The organism is Pseudomonas sp. 10S4, from assembly GCF_034344865.1.
Classification (GTDB): domain Bacteria; phylum Pseudomonadota; class Gammaproteobacteria; order Pseudomonadales; family Pseudomonadaceae; genus Aquipseudomonas.
This window is the reverse complement of sequence record NZ_CP133774.1, coordinates 6,527,370-6,547,159: the sequence shown is the minus strand read 5'-3', so window position 1 is coordinate 6,547,159 and position 19,790 is coordinate 6,527,370. Positions and strand designations below refer to the sequence as shown.

Here is a 19,790-nt window from a genome sequence, read left to right as displayed (position 1 = left end):
TGACCTAAACAACCTCTCCCAAGAAGGTAGCTGCTCATGGATTTCGCTTATTCGCCCAAGGTTCAGGAACTGCGTGAGCGCGTGACCGCGTTCATGGACACCTACGTTTATCCCGCTGAAGCCGTGTTCGAGCGTCAGGTCGCCGAGGGTGATCGCTGGCAGCCGACCGCAATCATGGAAGAACTCAAACTCAAGGCCAAGGCCGAAGGGTTGTGGAATTTGTTTCTGCCTGAGTCCGAACTCGGCGCCGGCCTGACCAACCTCGAATACGCGCCCCTGGCGGAAATCATGGGCCGCTCGCTTCTGGGGCCTGAGCCGTTCAACTGCTCCGCGCCAGACACCGGCAACATGGAAGTGCTGGTGCGTTATGCCAACGAAGAACAGAAACAGCGTTATCTCGAACCGCTGTTGCGCGGCGAGATCCGTTCGGCATTCGCCATGACCGAGCCGGACGTAGCCTCGTCCGACGCCACCAACATGGCCGCCCGCGCCGTGCGTGATGGCGACGAGTGGGTGATCAATGGCAAAAAATGGTGGACCTCAGGCGCTTGCGACCCGCGCTGCAAGATCCTGATTTTCATGGGCCTGAGCAACCCCGACGCACCGCGTCATGCCCAGCACTCGATGATCCTGGTGCCGGTGGATGCACCGGGCGTGAAGATTGTCCGTCCGCTGCCGGTGTTCGGTTACGACGATGCGCCACACGGTCATGCCGAAGTGCTGTTTGAAAATGTACGGGTGCCGTACGAAAACGTCCTGTTGGGCGAAGGACGCGGCTTCGAAATTGCTCAGGGTCGCCTTGGCCCAGGCCGGATTCACCACTGCATGCGCTCAATCGGGATGGCCGAGCGTGCGCTGGAATTGATGTGCAAACGTGCGGTGAGCCGTACCGCATTCGGTAAACCGTTGGCGCGACTGGGCGGCAACATCGACAAGATCGCCGACTCGCGGATGGAAATCGACATGGCGCGGCTGCTGACGTTGAAGGCCGCCTACATGATGGACACGGTGGGCAACAAGATTGCCAAGAGCGAAATCGCCCAGATCAAGGTCGTTGCACCGAACGTAGCGTTGCGAGTGATCGATCGGGCGATCCAGATCCATGGCGGGGCAGGGGTGTCCAATGACTTCCCGCTGGCCTACATGTATGCCATGCAACGCACCCTGCGCCTGGCCGACGGTCCGGACGAAGTGCACCGCGCGGCGATCGGCAAGTTCGAGATCGGCAAGTACGTGCCGAAAGAGATGATGCGTAGCAGTCACTGATCCCACTGGGCTTTTGTGGCTAGCACTTACTGTGGCGAGGGGCTTGCCCCCGTTCGGCTGCGAAGCAGTCGTAAATCATCCACCGCGTTTATTCAGGAAAAACGCGGTGGCTGGTTTTGAGCCCGCTCCGCGGTCCAGCGGGGGCAAGCCCCCTCACCACATGTGTTCACATGCGGTTTTAATAAACCCAAACCTCAACCCGCCGATTCTTGATCCGCCCCTCATCCGCGCTATTGGCCGCCACCGGCATCTCGGCACCAAAACCGCGAATCTCGCGAAACACCACGCCGCTTTTCACCAGTTCCCGCCGCACCGCCATCGCCCGTAACTTCGATAGCAGGTCGGCCCGCGCCGGATCGTTCTTGGCATCGCCAAACCCCACCAGCGTCACTTCACGGTTGGCCTTGTCGTGCTGCTTTATATAGTCGAGCACCCGAGACAGGTCCTGCCGGGCCTTGTTATCCAACGTCGCGCTGCCTTCTTCGAAGCGAAAATTTACCGTCAAGCGCTGGGCATGACGGCTCAAGGCCTGATAACCCTCGGGCATCAACGCATTCGGCGTGACGCTCATCGCTTGCACGGTCTGGGCGATAAACCCGTTGGCCGCGACAATCGCCTGGCCCTTGCTGCTTTGGGCGAACGCCACCAGCGCCTCGGCCCAAGGATTTTTCCCCGTCGGCGGTAGGTAAAAGAACAAACGGCGGGACAGCGGATAGTCCTCGGTCGCAATCAAACTATTTAGCGGCAACATCGCCTGGGATTGTCCGTCGACAATCGCCACGGCTTTGGCCTGGCGCACGTAGGGCAGACCGATGAAGCCGATGCCTTGCGGGTCCAGGCTGACAGCATCGGACAATTGCTCGCTGGATTCGAAACGTTTCGCCGAGCTGTTCAGCGTTTTCCCACGACGGCTGAGGACCAATTCCTTGAACGTATCGTAGGTGCCCGATTGATCATCCCGCGCGTAGAGGTGAATCGGCCCACCGCTGCCACCGACGTCTTCCCACGTCGCGGCCTCGCCACTGAAGATCCGGGCCAGTTGTTCGGTGTTGAGTTGATTCATCGGATTTTGTGGGTGCAGGATGATCGCCAGTCCATCGATGGCGATGACTTGCTCGGCAGCCGGACTTTTCAAGTCACCCAGTGCTTGCAGGTCCGCCAATTCGCTGTCCTTGATCGGGCGCGAGGAGGCGGCCAGATCGGCGGAGGCATTTTTCAGTGCCGTGAAACCGGTGCTCGAACCGTGGGCCGCGACCTCGACCACTACTCGGCGACCCTGGGCCGTTTGCCCGACGATGCGTTGTTCGTTGGCCTTGTCCGGCGTTTCACTGTGAACCTTGAGCAGGCCTTGCTCCTGCATCAACCCTTCGACCAGCGCCGGCCCCAATGCGGCGCCAATCGTGTTGGAACCCTGGATGCGCAGCACCGGGCCGCGTTCGGGCGTCGGCAAATCGCCGGCCGAAGCCGTGAAGGGCACGCCTGCGCAGAGCATCAACAGGAACAAAACGCGCAGGGTCATGCGGGCACCTTATAAGGACGTAGAAAGTGCCGGGAGAATAAGTCAGTAAGATGTCCGAAAGATGACAGTTGCCAATGTGGGAGCGAGCTTGCTCGCGAAGGCGACCGGTCAGCCAACATCTCTGTTGAATGATTAACCGCTATCGCGAGCAGGCTCACTCCCACAAGGGGGACTGTACTGTTCACAGAAATGGCGTCTGACACCAAACAAAAGTGGGAGCGGGCTTGCTCGCGAAGGCGTCGGGTCAGCCAACATCTCTGTTGAATGAATAGCCGCTTTCGCGAGCAAGCCCGCTCCCACAGGGGGCGGCGGGGGAGCCATTTCATTATTTGATGTGTATAGGGCGCTAGATCAGCTCAATTCAAGCCAGATCGGCGCATGGTCCGATGGTTTTTCCATCCCGCGCAGGTCGTAATCCACCCCGGCATCCTTCACCCGCGGCATCAAGCCGTGGGACGCCATGATCACGTCAATCCGCAGGCCGCGCTTGGGTTCGTCTTCAAAGCCGCGGCTGCGGTAGTCAAACCAGCTGAAACGGTCGGCCACGTCCGGGTTCAGGTGGCGGAAGCTGTCCACCAGACCCCAGTTCTTCAGGCGCGCCATCCACTCGCGTTCTTCCGGCAGGAAGCTGCACTTGCCGGTTTTCAGCCAGCGTTTCATATTGTCCGGGCCGATGCCGATGTCGCAGTCTTCCGGGGAAATATTCACATCACCCATCACCACGACAGGCTGGTCGTTGGTGAACTGGCTTTCCAGCAGGTGCTGCAAATCGTTGTAGAAGCGTTGTTTGGCCGGGAATTTGGTCGGGTGGTCGCGGCTTTCGCCCTGCGGGAAATAGCCGTTCATGATCGTCACCGGTACGCCATTGGCATCGGCGAACGTGCCCCAGATGAAACGCCGCTGAGCGTCTTCTTCATCGGTGGCGAAGCCTTTGTGCAGAGCAATCGGCTCTTGGCGCGAGAGCAGGGCGACGCCGTAATGGCCTTTTTGCCCGTGGAAATACACGTGGTAGCCCAGGGCCTGAACCTCGGCCAGCGGGAACTGGTCGTCGTGGACCTTGGTTTCCTGCAGGCCAATGACGTCCGGCTGGTGCTTCTCGATCAGCGCCGCCAGCTGATGCGGGCGAGCGCGCAGCCCGTTGATGTTGAAGGAGACGATCTTCATGGTCGGCAGTCCTGGCAAAAAGGCGATGCTAGCTGACATGTAGGAATGGGGCCAGTGTGGGGTGAGGGGATTCTTGTTTGGCAGTAGGGATGTGGCGGCAGAACCGGCGTCTTCGCGAGCAAGCCCGCTCCCACAGTAGATCGTGGTGCAGGCGCCTAATGTCTTCAGTCTGGTCTATACCTTGTGGGAGCGGCGGTGCGACGATTCGACTTGCTCGCGAAGACGGCTTAAGCAGCAACACTGATTCGGATCAGCAGGGAACTGTGCCAGCGCTATAGGCTCGTAACCAGAAGAGTGCCGTCATTTGAACGGTGCCCCGGGGAGAAATACCGTTATGCCTGAAACCTCGACCGCCATCGCCGACATCCACATGCTCGACAGCGGCTACTCCCGCGAAGCACGCTCCCTGCTGTACCAGGCTTACCGTCACGAGCCGACGTTCAGCTACTTATTCGAAGCCGAGCGCCCCGGATACGAACAGCGGGTGCGGGCGACGGTGCGTGAACTGGTCAAACAACACTTCCTCCAGGACCTGCCGGCCATCGGCCTGCTGGTCAACGACCGCTTGATCGGCATCGCCCTGATCGCGCCGCCGCAACGTCGCCTCGGCATCACCGAAAGCTGGGCCTGGCGCCTGCGCATGGTGCTCAGCACCGGTTTTCGCTGCACTCGACGCTACCTCGAATATCACGATGCCGTCACGGCGTGCGTACCGTCCGATGCGGTGCACGTGCTGCCATTGTTGGGGATTCACCCGCAATTCCAGGGCAAACACTTCGGCGAACAACTGCTGCAAGCGGTGCACAACTGGTGCGCGGTGGATGAGCACTCTGAGGGTGTGATCCTCGATACCGGGAATCCTCGTTATCTCGACTTCTATAAACGTCAGGGCTATGAGGAAATCGGCGAAGTGGCGGTAGGACCGATCCGTGAACACGTGTTTTTTCACGCCAATCCTCAGGTGTTACAAACCGCAACGGCATAAAGGTAGAACTTTCACGGCACCCCAGGCTCTATCAGGCTCCCAAGCTCGTGATAGCATCCGCGCCTATGAAGTTTCCAGGAAGATTTACCAGTGGCGTGCTCATGCTGTTATCCAGCTGCGCGGCGCTGGCGCAAAGTGAATTGGATGTGCGGATCAAACCGTCCAACGATGAACTGAAAGCCAATATAGAGGGCTATATCGGCAGCCTCGGCGATCGTGACGAAGAAGCGTTGCTGCGCTTCAGTCGTGGCGCCGAAGAACAGGCGCGCAAGGCCGCCCAGGCCTTGGGTTATTACCAGCCGCAAATCGACAGCGAAGTGAAGGGCGGCGAGAAGCCGCGCCTGACGCTGAAGATCGACCCAGGCGAACCGATCCATTTGCGCAACGTCACCGTGCGCATCGACGGCCCGGCCGCGTCCCTCAAATCCTTTCGAAAACCGCCGCCGGAGCTGCTCCAGCCTGGCGCCGTGCTCAATCATGGCCATTACGAAGACGCCAAGCGCCTGATCCAGAACCAGGCCTCGCGTTTCGGCTTTTTCAGTGGCCGTTTCACCAGCCAAAAGCTGTTGGTGGACCCGCGTGCCGGTGTGGCGGACGTCGAACTGATCTACGACAGCGGCCCGCGCTACGCCCTCGGCAAGGTCACTTTTGAAGGCGACACGCCGTTCGACGAAGACTTGCTGCAACGCATGGTGCCGTTCAAGGCCGGTGCGCCGTATGACTCCGAACTGATCGCCGAACTCAACCAGGCCCTGCAATCGAGCGGCTATTTCGAGGGCGTGCGGGTGGACGCGGCACCCACCGCCTCCAAGGACGATGTGATCCCGGTGGCGGTCAAGCTCGACACCCGCAAGCCGCGAACCATGGGCCTGGGCTTGGGCTACTCCACCGACGTCGGCCCGCGGATCAAGGCTAACTGGACCCGACACTGGGTCAACCCGCAGGGCGACAGCTATGGCTGGGAAGCCGAACTGTCGGCGCCACGGCAGAACGTCGGGGTGTTCTACGACATCCCGCTCGACCCACCGCTGACCGACAAGTTGCGCTGGGCCGCCGGCTATCAATATGAAGACATCGACGGCTCTGACACCCAGAGCAAGCTGCTGACCCTCGGCCCGGAATGGCACAGCAAGCTGCCCAGCGGCTGGCAGCGGGTGGTCTCGCTCAAATGGCAGCGCGAGGAATATACCCTCGGCGATGACTCGGGCTTGAGCACATTGCTGATGCCCGGCGTCAGCTATTCGTACCTCAAAAGCGATAACCGCATCGACCCGCACAACGGCTATCGCCTGACGTTCGAAACCAAAGTTGCCAAGGAAGGGCTGGGCTCGGACACCAACCTGGTTTACGGCACCGCGCTGATCAAAGGCTTGACCACGGTTTTCGATAACCACCGTTTCCTCGCTCGGCTGCAGGTGGGTGGCAGTGCTACCAACGGCTATAAGTCCGTGCCGCCGTCCCTGCGTTTCTTTGCCGGTGGCGATCAGAGCGTGCGCGGTTACGACTATCAGAGCCTGTCCCCGGAAAACTCCGAGGGCGACCGCATCGGTGGCCGTTACATGGTCGCTGGCAGCGTCGAGTATCAATACTCCATCGCCGAGAAATGGCGGATCGCGACTTTCGTCGACCAAGGCAACTCCTTCAACACCCTCGAACTGCCGAACCTCAACGAGCGCGGCGTCGGTATCGGCATCCGTTGGGTCTCGCCTGTGGGGCCGCTGCGCCTCGACCTGGCCCATGCGCTGGACGACGACGGCGGCATTCGACTGCACTTTTCCATGGGGCCTGAGCTGTGAATCGTGGTTTGAAAATAACGCTGCTGGCGATTCTGGCGCTGCTGATGCTGGTCATCCTGGCGGTGGCCACGGTGCTGGGTACGGCGACGGGCAGTCGCTGGGCACTGGGGTTTGTGCCGGGGTTGACCGTGGAGAATTTCCAGGGCCGTTTGGGCGGCCAGTGGAGCGCCGATCATCTGCTGTGGCAGCAGGGCAGCAGCCGGGTTGAACTGAATAAAGTGATCTTCGCCTGGTCGCCGCTTTGCCTGACGCGCATGACCCTGTGCATCGAGCAATTGCAGGCCGATCAGGTCAGCCTGCAATTCCCGCCGAGTACTGAAGAAGCGAGCAGCGGCCCGATCAAACTCCCTGATTTGAAACTGCCGGTGGCGATTGAACTCGGTGACGTCAAAGTCGGCAGCCTGCTGTTCAACGGCAGCGAAGAGCTCAGGGGCCTGCAACTGGCGGCGCACTGGACGGCCAAAGGGTTGCAGATCGACTCGGTGCAATTGCAACGTGACGACCTGAGCCTGAACCTCTCCGGCCTGCTGCAACCCGGCGGCAACTGGCCGCTGACCGCTGAAGGCACGCTGACGATGTCGACGCCCGCGCCTTGGGTACTGGCCTTGAAAGTTGACGGCGACCTGCTGAAAATCCTGAACCTTAAGGCCGACAGCAGCGGCTACCTGAACGGGCAATTGACCGGCGAGCTGCAACCGCTGGTGGACAACCTGCCGGCCAAGGTGCGAATCACCGCCGACGGCTTCAAGCCCGGCGACGATCTGCCGGACACTCTGCAACTCAATCAACTGGAACTCACTGGCGACGGCGACCTGAAAAACGGTTACCAATTGTTCGGCAAAGCGACGCTGCCCGCCGAGAAAGGCCCGGTCGCGCTATTGCTGCAAGGCAAGGTCGACGCCAAGGGCGCGCAGATTGCCGGCCTCGACCTGACCGCCAACGACAAGCAAAGCCTGAAACTCACCGGCAACCTAGACTGGAGCAAAGGTTTCAGCGCCGAGGCAAAAATCGACTGGCTGGACTTTCCGTGGCATCGGCTTTATCCGCTAATCGACGAACCGCAAGTCGCGTTGCGCAGCTTCAGCGGCGAAGTCTCCTACACCGACGGCAAATACCTCGGTAACTTCAAAGCCGCGCTGGATGGCCCGGCCGGGGCCTTCAGCCTGAGCAGCCCGTTCAGCGGCGATCTGACGAAAATCTACCTGCAACAATTCCAACTCGAAGCCGGGCAGGGCAAGGCCGAAGGCCACCTGAACCTGCAATTCGCCGATGGCATCGCCTGGGACACCGCGCTGGACCTGTCGGCGATCAACCCGGCGTACTGGATGGCGGAACTGCCGGGCACACTGGCCGGGCCGTTGCGCAGTAAAGGCGAGATGAAGAATGAAAAGCTCAGCCTGACTGCCGATCTCGATTTGAAAGGCAAACTGCGCGGCCAACCAGCGGTGATCCAGGCCAAGGCTGATGGCGGCGGCGAGCAATGGAACCTCAGTGCCTTGCAGATTCGCCTTGGCGACAACAGCATCAACGGCAAGGGCAGCCTGCAACAGAAACTCGCCGGGCAGATCGATATCAAGTTGCCGCGACTGGCCCAACTCTGGCCGCAACTGCGCGGCCAGCTCAATGGTCGGGTCGATGTCGCCGGCACGCTCAAGGCGCCGCAAGGCAAGCTCGGGTTGCAAGGTTCGCAACTGGCCTTCCAGGATAATCGCCTGCAAAGCCTCAATCTCGATGCCACCCTCGACGGCGCCCAACGGGCGAAGATCGACCTCAAGGGCAGCGGCATCCAGGCCGGCGACACCTCGCTGGGCACCCTGACGGCTAGTGGCCAGGGCGATATCAAGAACCAGAAACTCAGCCTCGACCTGCAAGGGCCGAAGCTGAAACTGGCGCTCGGGCTGGACGGCGCACTGGACAAGGGCAATTGGCGCGGGCGCCTGGCCAGCGGCGATATCCAGGCCGGCGGTCAGGACTGGAAGCTGCAAGGCCCGGCGAAGCTTGAACGACTGGCGGACGGCAAAATCAATTTCGGCGCCCATTGCTGGATGTCGGGTGACGCCAGTTTGTGCGGCGAAGACCAGCGCCTGATGCCTGAACCGAAGCTGCGTTATCACCTCAAGCAATTCCCGATCGACAGCCTCGCCCAATGGTTGCCGAAGGATTTCGCCTGGCAGGGCAAGCTTAACGCCGACCTGCAACTCGACCTGCCGGCCAGCGGCCCGAACGGTCAGATCAGCATTGACGCCAGCGGCGGCACCTTGCGCATGAAAGAGAAAGATCAGTGGCTGGACTTCCCCTACCAGACCCTGAAACTCACCAGCAAACTCACGCCCAAGCGCATCGACACCGACCTCAACTTCGTCGGCGGCAAGTTGGGCGAATTGATGGTGCAGGCGCAAATCAACCCGTTGCCGAAGAACAAACCGCTGACTGGCTCGTTCCGCCTCAATGGCCTGGACCTGTCGGTGGCCCGGCCGTTTGTGCCGATGGTCGAGAAACTCACCGGCCGCTTGAATGGCAGCGGCACGCTCTCCGGCGGGTTGCTGGCGCCGCTGGTCAACGGCAACCTCGTGCTCAGCGATGGCGAAGTATCCGGGGCTGAATTGCCCATCAGCCTCGAGGCCTTGCAGCTTCAAGCGGTGATCGCCGGCGAAACCGTGCAATTGAATGGCGGCTGGAAAAGCGGCAAGACCGGGCAGGGCAGCTTGAACGGCAACATCGCTTGGGGTCAGGCGCTGGTCGTCGACCTGTCGCTCAAAGGCACGCAATTGCCGGTCAGCGTTGAGCCCTACGCCAAGCTCGAAGTGGCGCCGGACCTGAAAATTTCGATGAAGGGCGATGAGCTGTCTATCGCCGGCAAAGTGCTGGTGCCCAAGGGTGAAATCACCGTGCGCGAGTTGCCGCCGTCGACGGTCAAGGTCTCTGATGACACGATCATCGTCGGTGCGCAAACCGAGGATGGCAAGCCACCGATTGCCATGAAAATGGACATCGATGTGGTGGTCGGTGACGACAAACTTGCCTTCGCCGGTTTTGGCCTGACCGCGAATGTGCAAGGTCATGTGCACATCGGCGACAACATGGACACTCGCGGCGAGCTCTGGCTCAACGACGGTCGTTATCGCGCCTACGGCCAGCGCCTGACGGTGCGTCGGGCACGCCTGCTGTTCGCAGGTCCCATCGATCAACCGTACCTGGACATCGAAGCCATTCGCCAGACCGACGATGTGATCGCCGGTATACGCCTGAGCGGCAGCGCCGAACAGCCAACCACGCAAATCTTCTCAGAGCCAGCCATGAGCCAGGAACAGGCATTGTCCTATCTGGTGTTGGGACGTCCATTGAGCACCACCGGCGAAGACAACAACATGCTCGCCCAAGCGGCCCTCGGGTTGGGGTTGATGGGCAGCTCCGGGGTGACCAGTGGCTTGGCCAAGGACTTGGGCATTCAAGACTTCCAGCTCGACACCCAAGGCAGCGGCAACACCACCAGCGTGGTGGCCAGCGGCAATATCTCCGAGAAGCTCAGCTTGCGTTATGGGGTCGGCGTGTTTGAACCGGCCAACACCATTGCGCTGCGCTACAAGCTGAGCAAGAAGGTTTATCTCGAAGCGGCCAGTGGTGTGGCCAGCTCGCTGGATATCTTTTACAAGCGGGATTTCTAAACGCCCGCGCCTTCCAGAAAGACTGAGTCGCGCATTTCGTGATCAAGCCGCCCCCACATTGGTGGGGGTGTGTGCCGTCATCGGACGTGCGCCTGACATCAAAATGTCATTCGTTTATCGCGTGAACGCCATGTTCGCTGAGTAATGTCCTCGCCAATGAGATCGATCTCAAGCGAGTGACAATGACTGATTTGAAAGAAGTTGCGCGACTGGCAGGTGTATCGCGGGCAACTGCCGCGCGGACCTTTGCCTCCCCCGAGGTGGTGCGTCCGGCGACCCGCGAGCAAGTCTTCGCCGCTGCCCGCGAACTGGGTTTTCGGCCCAATCGCCTCGGCCGCCAACTGCGTTTGCAAACCACCAACCTGATCGGGGTGGTGGTCCCCAATCTCCTCAATCCGGTGTTCGCCGAGCAGTTTCAGGCCATGGAGCGGGCCGCGCGTTTGCGTGGCTACAACTTGTTGCTGGCGACCACCGATTACAACAGCGAGCGTGAAAGCGCGGTGGTCGAGGAGTTGTTGCGTCAGCGGGTTGATGGGCTGGTGCTAACGGTCACCGATGCCGAAAGCAACCGCGTACTGCAAAGCCTCGCCAGCGAGGACACGCCGTTTGTGCTGGCTTATCACCAACCGGGCAATCCCGATTACAGCGCGGTGTCGGTCGACAACCGCGCCGGGATGGCGCTGGCCACGCGTTATTTGCTGGACGCGGGGCATCGGCGGATTGGCATGGTCGCCGGCCCGGCATTGCAGTCCGACCGTGCCCGCCTGCGTTACGCCGGTTATGGCGACGCGATGCGTGAGCACGGCCTCGACAGCTTGCCGGTAATCGAAATGCCCGCCCATACCCAGGCCGATTTCGCCGCCCTTGAACCTTTTTTGTCCGGACCACAGGCGCCCAGCGCGTTGGTCTGTTCCAACGATTTGCTGGCGATCAGCCTGATCGCCGAACTGCGCCGGCACGGCTGGAACGTGCCTCGACAACTCTCGGTGATCGGTTTTGACGGCATAGCCCTGGGCACACAAATGCACCCCACGCTTTGCAGCGTGGTGCAGCCAATCGCCACGCTGGCCAGCACCGTCATTGATCAACTGTTGGCGCAGATTACTGGCGCCGCCCCGGTTTCCCATTGCCTGCCTTGCCATGTCCGGCCCGGCGAAAGTACTCAACCCTACGAGGAGACACTCGATGATCCGCTTCACTAAAACCCTGGCGGTGTTATGGCTGTGTGGCATGGCCGGCCTGGCCCAGGCCGCTGAAACGGCGATTTGCTACAACTGTCCGCCGGAATGGGCGGACTGGGGCACGCAACTCAAGGCCATTGCCGACACCACGGGCGTGCAGGTACCGCTGGATAACAAAAACTCCGGCCAGTCCCTGGCGCAGTTGGTTGCCGAGCATGCCGCACCGGTAGCGGACGTGGTGTATTACGGCGTGACGTTCGGTTTGCAGGCACAAAAAGCCGGAGTGGTCGGGGCATACAAACCCAAGGGCTGGGAGCAGATTCCGGCCGGGTTGAAAGACCCCCAGGGGCATTGGTTTGCGATTCATTCCGGCACGCTGGGGATAATGGTCAACGTCGATGCGCTGGGCGGCTTGCCGGTTCCACAGAGCTGGGCTGATCTGCTCAAGCCTGAGTACAAAGGCATGGTCGGTTACCTTGACCCGTCCAGTGCATTCGTCGGTTACGTGTCGGCGGTCGCCATTAATCAGGCAATGGGCGGGACCCTGGATAACTTCGCGCCCGCCATCGATTACTTCCAGAAACTGGCGAAAAACGCGCCCATCGTGCCGAAACAAACCGCGTATGCGCGGGTGCTTTCCGGTGAGCTGCCGATTCTGGTCGACTACGACTTCAACGCTTACCGCGCGCGCTACAAAGACAAGGCCAATGTCGCGTTCGTGATTCCCAGGGAAGGCAGTATCAGCGTGCCTTACGTGATGAGCGTGGTCGATAACGCGCCGCATCGCGCCAACGCCGAAAAAGTCCTGGATTTTGTACTGTCCGACCAGGGGCAGGCGTTGTGGGCCAAGGCGTATCTGCGCCCGGTTCGCGAGATGAAGATGCCGACCGACGTCGCCGCGCAGTTCCTCCCAGACAGTGACTATGCCCGCGCCGGCGTGGTCGATTACGAAAAAATGGCGGCGGTGCAGGAAGCCTTTGCTGCGCGCTATCTGAGTGAGGTCAAGTAAGTGACGACTGTGCCGCTCAACGTGCAGGACGTCTCGTCCCGCCGCGATGTTTTGCAGCGCTTGAGACCGACAGCTGCCTGGGCGCTGGCCCCGGCGGCAGCGGTCCTGCTCGCGTTCTGGCTGTTGCCGCTGGCGCATTTGATTCTGCTGGGTGGGCAACGGCGTGACGGCAGCGACACTGGCTATTGGCAAGTGCTGAGTAGTGCGCAATACCTGGGCAGCCTGGTGCAGACCTGCATCCTGGCGGCGGTGGTGACACTGGCGGCGTTGCTGGTCGGTGGCATCAGCGGGGTATTTCTCGCTCGCCAGCAGTTCTTCGGGCGCTCGGCGTTGGTTGCGCTGCTGACGTTTCCGCTGGCGTTTCCCGGGGTGGTGGTCGGTTTTCTGGTGATTCTGCTGGCAGGTCGACAAGGCCTGTTTGCCGCGCTCGGTCTAGAGCTGGCGGGTGAGCGCTGGATTTTCGCTTACTCGCTGACGGGGCTGTTCATCGGTTATCTGTACTTCTCGATTCCGCGGGTGATTCTCACGGTGATGGCCGCGTGTGAAAGCCTTGATCGCAGCCTGGAAGAAGCCGCGCACTCACTCGGTGCCGGGCATTGGCGGGTGGTGTGCGACGTGATCGTGCCAGGGCTGGCCCCTGCGCTGGTGTCCTGCGGCGCCATATGTTTCGCGACGTCGATGGGCGCTTTCGGCACTGCGTTCACCTTGGGCACACGGCTGAACGTGACCCCCGTGGCCATCTATAACGTGTTCACCAACTACGCCAATTTCACCGTGGCCGCTGCGCTGTCAGTCATCCTCGGAGCAGTCACCTGGGCGGTGCTGTTACTGGCACGGCGCGTGGCCAAACAGTCGGGGGCGGTTTTTTGAAACGAACAACGCTGTTTATCGCACAGCTGGTTTTTACCCTGCTGGTATGTGCCTTCATGTTGGTGCCCGTGCTGATGTCGTTGTTGGCGGGGCTGACGCGCAATTACTTCGTCGGGGTGTCCAGTGGCCTGACGTTGGACTGGTTGATACAGGTCTGGCAAAGCTACTCGCCGACGGTCTGGTTATCGCTGCAATTGGCGGTTGCCTGTGCCGTGTGCGTTTGCGTGATCGGCGTGCCGGCGGCTTATGCCCTGGTGCGGATGAACAACCGCTTCAGCCGCGCATTCGAAGAGCTGATGGTGTTGCCCGTGGCAATGCCGGGCTTGGCCAGTGCCTTGGCGTTGCTGCTTACCTACGGGAAGTTCGGCGAATTTCGCAGCAGTTGGCTGTTTATCCTGGTGGGCCATGTGCTGTTTACCTTGCCGTTTCTGGTGCGCCCGGTGATGGCGGTGATGCAGCGTCAGCAACTGCCGACACTCGAAGAAGCAGCGGCGAGTCTCGGTGCCGGGCCGATCAAGCGTTTCTTCAGTGTGGTAGTGCCCAATTGTCGGGCCGGGATACTGGCCGGGGTGCTGATGGTCGTCACCCTGTCGTTGGGTGAGTTCAACCTGACCTGGATGCTTCACACTCCAATGACCAAGACCTTGCCGGTGGGCCTGGCCGACAGCTATGCCTCGGCGCGGCTGGAAGTGGCCAGCGCCTACACCCTGATATTTCTGTTGATGATCGTGCCGCTGCTGATTGCGTTGCAGGCCATCAGCGCCCGTCTTTCTCGTGGAGAGCGTCGATGACTGGAACCACTATTCGCCTGCAGGGTTGCCGCAAGGCGTTCTCTGACGGCACCGTTGCTGTAGATGATTTGAACCTGACCATCGAGGCCGGGGAAACCCTGGCGATCCTCGGCCCGTCCGGTTGCGGTAAAACCACCACGTTGCGCATGATCGCCGGTCTTGAGCGCCCGGATGTCGGGCGGATTTTTTTACCGACAGGGACGTCACACGCCTGCCCATCGAGCGCCGCGACGTGGGCATGGTGTTTCAGAATTACGCGTTGTTTCCGAACCTGGACGTGGCCGGCAATATTGTTTACGGCCTGAAGATAAGAGGCCTGTCGCCCGCCGAACGCAACAAGCGTTGCGCCGAGTTGCTAGAACTGGTCGGCCTGCAGGATCACGGCAAACGCCGCATTCACGAGTTGTCCGGCGGCCAGCGTCAACGGGTAGCACTCGCCCGTGCGTTGGCACCCCGGCCTCGGGTGTTGCTGCTCGATGAGCCGTTGGCGGCGCTGGATGCACAGTTGCGCGAACGGCTGCGCAGCGAGCTGGATCAACTGCTGCGCAGCTTGCGCATTACCTCGGTGTTTGTGACGCACGACCAGGGCGAGGCCATGGCGCTGGGGGATCGGATTCTGGTCATGGAGCGCGGACGCGTCGCGCAACTTGCCACGCCGCGAGACATCTATCAGCAACCCGCCAACGCGTTTGTCGCCAGTTTCGTCGGCAACCTCAATGCGTTCCCGGTGATCGAACCGACCGCCCATGGCTTGAAGGTCAGCGGCGGCGAGTTGCCCTGGAAGGGCATACCCGTGCCGAAGACGGTGTACTGCCGTCCTGAGCACTTGCGGGTGATGGACGGTGCCGGGCATGTGCGCGGTCGTCTGGTGGGGCAGTTTTTCCAGGGGGCGCAAAGCCGCCTGTTGGTGGACGTTGGGGCTGAGCAGCCATTGCTGGTCGACAGCGCTGACGGCGTCATTCATGCCACCGGCGCGCTGATTGCCCTGGCCATAGAACCACACGTGTTGTTCACCCTGCATTCGTAATGTTTTTGTTTAAGAGCACTTATTTTGAACAGTCCGTTTCTTATTGCGCAGATCAGCGATTTGCACCTTAAAGCCGATCAAAAGCTGACCTACGGCGTGGTCGATTGTCTGGGAGCGTTGCGGCGCGCGGTCGATCATTTGAATGCCAGGCAGCCGCGCCCCGACATCGTGGTCATCAGCGGCGACCTGGTGGATTTCGGCCGTGCCGATGAATACGCGGTGCTGAAGCGCGAACTGGCGCGTTTGCACATGCCTGTCTATCTGGTACCCGGCAATCACGATGATCGCGAGCAGCTACTGGCGGGATTTACCCATCACTGCTATTTGCCGACTAACGCAAATGCGCCGCTTGATTGGGTGGTCGAGGAGCACCCGGTGCGCCTGATCGGCCTGGACTCGACCCGGCCTGGCGCCCATGGCGGTCAGGTGCTGGACAGCCAGTTGCGCTGGCTCGATGAGCAATTGTCCCGTCGCCCCAATGTACCGACGCTGTTGATTCTCCATCATCCGCCGTTTATCACCGGCATCGGCCACATCCGGAACCACGAGACCGTTTATCAATGCTGCTGCGCTGGAAGCGCTCGTCGCTCGCCATCCGCAGGTAGAGCGCTTGCTCTGCGGGCATTTGCATCGGCCGATGCAGCGTCGCTTCGGCGGCTCGCTGAGTTGTGTGTGCCCCGGCACTTCCCACCAGATCGTGCTGGATCTGGAGGAATCCGCACCTGCACATTTCAATCTGGAGCCGGCGGGGTACTTGGTGCATCGCTGGCATCCGCTACACGGTCTGGTGACCCACAACGCCGTGTTCGGTGAATACGCCGGGCCTTATCCGTTTTATGACGTTCATGGATTGATCGACTGATAACACCAGGACGATGACGATGCTGTCCTTATTTAGTTTGGGGAGGTTTTAACGACGGCCACTTAATACGGTTACACGACGTTTATCTCAATGATGACTTAATGCACGGACCTATCCATTGGTGGGCCCGTTGCTTCCTGCTGTCTTTTTACTGCGCACAGAACATGGCTTCTGCGCTGGAGTTCGCCCTGATGAAAGCCTCGTTCCAAGTATTAAGTTTTTTGACCGGCGGTTTGGGCATGGCCCTGAGTCCCTTGGCGTCTGCTGATTTCATTAATGACAGTAAAGCCAACTTGAACTTGCGTAACTTCTATTTCAATAACGATAACCGCGACGGTGCCGCCGCGCCGTCGAAAATCGAAGAGTGGGGCCAGGGCTTCATGCTCAACTATCAGTCGGGGTTCACCGACGGTACGGTGGGTTTCGGTCTGGATGCGATCGGTTTGCTTGGGATCAAGCTCGATAGCGGTGAAGGACGGCATGTCGGCAGTTCAATGATTCCCAGCGATGGCGATAAGGCCGCGGACCAATGGGGCCGTGTCGGCGCGACGGCAAAGATGCGGTTCTCCAAGACCGAGTTGCGCTACGGCACCTTGCAGCCGAAGTTGCCGATTCTGGTGGCGAACGATGGCCGACTGCTGCCACAAACCTTTGAGGGCGGTCAGGTCACCAGCAACGAACTCGATAACCTGACCTTTACCGCCGGCCAAATTGAGCATGCCACTGGCCGTGGTTCCAGCGACAGCGCCGGCCTTGCGGTGGCGGGTGCCACCCAGGAAAGCAACAAGTTCACCTTTGCCGGCGGTGATTACAAACTGACTAAAGACCTGACTGCCCAGTATTACTACGCCAATCTCGAAGACTATTACCAACAGCACTTCGCCGGTTTATTGCATGTACTGCCGTTGGGTGAATACGGCTCGCTGAAAACCGACTTGCGATATTTCAAGACCACTTCCGATGGCAAGAACAGCAGTGCAGCCGGGCGTGCCAGTGGCTACAAGTTCGGGGGGTATACCAAAGACGGGACGGGTGAAATCGACAACGATACCTGGAGTGCGGCATTTATTTACTCGTTAGGCGGCCATGCCATTACGGCGGGTTATCAAAGCGTTTCCGATGACAGCAACTTTGCTCAACTCAATCAGGGCGGGTTGGTCGACAAAGGCGAGGGCGGCGCCAGTCTTTATCTGTACACCGACCGCACCATTCAAACCTTCATCCAGGCCGGTGAGCGAACCGCTTTCGCACAATACGCCTACGATTTCGCCGCAATGGGAGTTCCAGGCCTGAAGGCTTCGGTCATGTACCTCAAGGGCAGCAACATCCAGACGACCAGCGGCCAGGACGCGAGCGAATGGGAGCGAGATATCTCCCTGGATTATGTGATTCAAAGTGGCGCGTTGAAGAACGTCGGCTTCGGCTGGCGCAACGCAATGTCGCGCAGCGATATCGCCCGCGACCAGGATCAGAATCGCCTGATCGTGAGCTATTCCATTCCTTTGATGTAAGGCCGCCTTAAAGCCCATCGGCGAACAGGTTCACGATTACGTGCGTGATCCTGTTCCTGCCGACGATTTGCCCCGCCCCATCTCCCCGCCGCTGATCAGCTAAATACAAAGCATCCTAACTATTACGTTGACATTCGCTGCCTAGGCAGTAACATCTCGACATACATTCTCTGCCTAGGCAGCTAATTGGTGGTCAGATGAAACATTTCACCCCAGACGAATTCCGTAATTGCCACCTCGGCCTCTTGCTCGGGCGCGCTGCGCTGCTCAAGGACCGGATCATCGACACGCACATGGAACCCCACGGCATCACCGCCGCGCAGTTCAAAGTGCTGATCATCATGGCCCAGTTCGGTGTCGATACCCCGGCCGAGCTGTGCCGTCACCTGTCGCTGGACAGCGGTTCGATGACGCGCATGCTCGATCGTCTGGAGCAGAAAGGATTTCTTGCCCGTCAACGCTCCGAGGCTGATCGACGCCAGGTGCAACTGATGTTGACTGAGGAAGGCCAGAAGCTCGCCGACCGCCTGCCGCACATCGGCGCCGACGCCATGAATGAACTGGCTGGCGCCATCAGCCCGGACGAGTTGAAAACCCTGGAATTGATCCTGAAGAAAATCTTGGTAGCAGCCGGTGACTCGATCACGCTGCTGCGGGTAGGTGATAAATGAGCAGTAGAACCTTGCGTAGCGGCCTGAGCCTGGTGCTCGCGGCCATGACCCTGGCCGGTTGCGCCAGTTACAGCGGCTTGGACACCGAAGGCAAAAGCCTCGATGCGAAAACCCTGAAGGCCGGGCAATCCCTCACTGGCGTGACCTTGTCGCCGGCGGCCTGGCCGAAAAGCGACTGGTGGAAAAGCCTCGGCGACCCACAACTCGACGGTCTGATCCGCGAAGCCCTGCACGACAGTCCGGACATGCAAATCGCCGAAGCCCGCGCCCACCAAGCCAGTGCCGCCGCATATGCCGCCGACGCTGCGCGGATGCCGACCCTCGATGCCAGCGCCGGCGTCAGTCGTTCGCGGCTGGCCAAAGATCAAGACCCGTCGGGTAAGGGCGACACCTACGCCACCGTGCGTAACATCAGCGCCAGTTTCAATTACAACTTCGACCTCTGGGGCGGTCAGCGTGACGCTTGGGAAGCCGCACTGGGCCAGGCCCGCGCCGCCGAAGTCGATCAGCAAGCCGCGCAATTGACCTTGTCCGCCGACGTCGCTCGCGCCTACAGCGATCTGGGGCAGGCGCACATCGTTTATGACTTGTCCAATGACGACCTCAAGCGCACCAAACAAATGCTTGATCTGAGTCAGCGTCGTTTGAATTCCGGGATCGACAGTCAGTACCAGTTCCAGCAGACCGAAAGCCTGGAAGCCAGCTCCGAAGCGAGCCTGATCGACGCCGAAAAACAGCTGAACAGCGCCAAAATTGCATTGGCCGTACTGCTCGGCAAAGGTCCGGACCGCGGCAACGAAATCACCCGGCCGAAAATCCTTCAGGCCAGCGCCGTGGCCTTGCCGTCGGTGCTGCCGGCCGAGTTGCTCGGTCGTCGCCCGGATCTGGTCGCGGCACGCTGGCGGGTTGAGGCGGCGAGCAAGAACATTGCCGCAAGCAAAACCCAGTTCTATCCCAACCTGAACCTTACGGCCGCTGCCGGTGCCGAATCCTTATTGGGTGACGCAATGTTCGGTTCGGCCAGTCGTTTCTTCAATATCGCGCCGACGATTTCGGTGCCGATTTTCGACGGTGGCCGCCTGCGCGCCAACCTCGATTCCCGCGACGCCGACTATGACCTGGCGGTGGCGCAGTACAACAAGAGTCTGGTCAAGGCGCTGGGGGATGTCAGCGACACCATCAACCAGTTGCGCGATATCGGCCGGCAGATTGGTGCCCAGCAGCACGCCACCGAGATCGCCCAGGACTCTTACAACACCGTGGTCCAGCGCTACGGTTCCGGCATCGGCAATTACCTGGATGTGCTCAGCATCGAACAGCAATTGCTCCAGGCCCAGCGTCAACTGGCGAACCTGAATGCCGAGCAGATCGACCTGTCGATCCAACTGATGCAGGCGCTGGGTGGCGGTTTCCAGAGTGAAACCATCGCCTCGGCCAATCCAGCTCCAGCCAAGCTGAACAACTAATTCAAGG

13 protein-coding genes and 2 pseudogenes are annotated in these 19,790 nt (G+C 60.3%); 13 read left to right on the top strand and 2 right to left on the bottom strand.

The window, feature by feature from the left end:
* The first annotated feature begins 36 nt into the window (after positions 1-36).
* On the top strand, positions 37-1,266 hold the full coding sequence (locus tag RHM58_RS30530) for an acyl-CoA dehydrogenase (RefSeq protein WP_201204657.1): 1,230 nt from the start codon (positions 37-39) through the stop codon (positions 1,264-1,266).
* A 178-nt stretch (positions 1,267-1,444) separates the two neighbouring features.
* Here the strand turns inward: RHM58_RS30530 and RHM58_RS30525 are convergent, their stop codons facing one another.
* Together RHM58_RS30525 and xthA are read right to left on the bottom strand one after the other, a co-directional pair.
* On the bottom strand, positions 1,445-2,785 hold the full coding sequence (locus RHM58_RS30525) for a substrate-binding domain-containing protein (RefSeq protein ID WP_201257144.1): 1,341 nt from the start codon (positions 2,783-2,785) through the stop codon (positions 1,445-1,447).
* Positions 2,786-3,136: 351 nt separating this feature from the next.
* Positions 3,137-3,949 (bottom strand): exodeoxyribonuclease III, encoded by an 813-nt coding sequence (gene xthA, locus RHM58_RS30520; RefSeq protein WP_201257145.1) that lies wholly within the window; start codon positions 3,947-3,949, stop codon positions 3,137-3,139.
* A 334-nt stretch (positions 3,950-4,283) separates the two neighbouring features.
* On the opposite strand from xthA, the gene RHM58_RS30515 reads away from it, so the two are divergent.
* The 12 genes and pseudogenes from RHM58_RS30515 (at position 4,284) to RHM58_RS30460 (ending at position 19,783) form a co-directional block, all read left to right on the top strand.
* Positions 4,284-4,934 carry a GNAT family N-acetyltransferase gene (locus tag RHM58_RS30515; protein ID WP_201204652.1) on the top strand — a complete coding sequence of 217 codons (651 nt, stop codon included), beginning with the start codon at positions 4,284-4,286 and terminating at the stop codon, positions 4,932-4,934.
* A gap of 65 nt (positions 4,935-4,999) precedes the next feature.
* Positions 5,000-6,730 carry an autotransporter assembly complex family protein gene (locus RHM58_RS30510; protein ID WP_322269009.1) on the top strand — a complete coding sequence of 577 codons (1,731 nt, stop codon included), beginning with the start codon at positions 5,000-5,002 and terminating at the stop codon, positions 6,728-6,730.
* On the top strand, positions 6,727-10,395 hold the full coding sequence (locus RHM58_RS30505) for a translocation/assembly module TamB domain-containing protein (protein WP_322269008.1): 3,669 nt from the start codon (positions 6,727-6,729) through the stop codon (positions 10,393-10,395). The genes RHM58_RS30510 and RHM58_RS30505 overlap by 4 nt, the downstream gene beginning before the upstream one ends.
* A gap of 182 nt (positions 10,396-10,577) precedes the next feature.
* Positions 10,578-11,597, top strand: a complete 1,020-nt coding sequence (locus RHM58_RS30500; protein ID WP_201255502.1) for a substrate-binding domain-containing protein — start codon at positions 10,578-10,580, stop codon at positions 11,595-11,597.
* Positions 11,581-12,585: an ABC transporter substrate-binding protein gene (locus RHM58_RS30495; protein ID WP_201255503.1), complete on the top strand. Its 1,005-nt coding sequence runs from the start codon at positions 11,581-11,583 to the stop codon at positions 12,583-12,585. Before RHM58_RS30500 ends, RHM58_RS30495 begins: the two co-directional genes overlap by 17 nt.
* Positions 12,586-13,455, top strand: coding sequence for an ABC transporter permease (locus RHM58_RS30490; protein WP_201255504.1), 870 nt, complete (start codon positions 12,586-12,588; stop codon positions 13,453-13,455).
* Positions 13,452-14,246 (top strand): ABC transporter permease, encoded by a 795-nt coding sequence (locus RHM58_RS30485; RefSeq protein WP_322269007.1) that lies wholly within the window; start codon positions 13,452-13,454, stop codon positions 14,244-14,246. Before RHM58_RS30490 ends, RHM58_RS30485 begins: the two co-directional genes overlap by 4 nt.
* A pseudogene (locus RHM58_RS30480) lies at positions 14,243-15,273 on the top strand (ABC transporter ATP-binding protein). The gene RHM58_RS30485 and the pseudogene RHM58_RS30480 overlap by 4 nt, the downstream one beginning before the upstream one ends.
* Before the next feature lie 24 nt (positions 15,274-15,297).
* A pseudogene (locus RHM58_RS30475) lies at positions 15,298-16,135 on the top strand (phosphodiesterase).
* A gap of 191 nt (positions 16,136-16,326) precedes the next feature.
* On the top strand, positions 16,327-17,646 hold the full coding sequence (locus RHM58_RS30470; RefSeq protein ID WP_322269006.1) for an OprD family porin: 1,320 nt from the start codon (positions 16,327-16,329) through the stop codon (positions 17,644-17,646).
* Positions 17,647-17,843: 197 nt separating this feature from the next.
* Positions 17,844-18,317 (top strand): MarR family winged helix-turn-helix transcriptional regulator, encoded by a 474-nt coding sequence (locus RHM58_RS30465; RefSeq protein WP_201197102.1) that lies wholly within the window; start codon positions 17,844-17,846, stop codon positions 18,315-18,317.
* Positions 18,314-19,783 carry an efflux transporter outer membrane subunit gene (locus RHM58_RS30460; RefSeq protein WP_201255508.1) on the top strand — a complete coding sequence of 490 codons (1,470 nt, stop codon included), beginning with the start codon at positions 18,314-18,316 and terminating at the stop codon, positions 19,781-19,783. Before RHM58_RS30465 ends, RHM58_RS30460 begins: the two co-directional genes overlap by 4 nt.
* Positions 19,784-19,790: the final 7 nt, after the last annotated feature.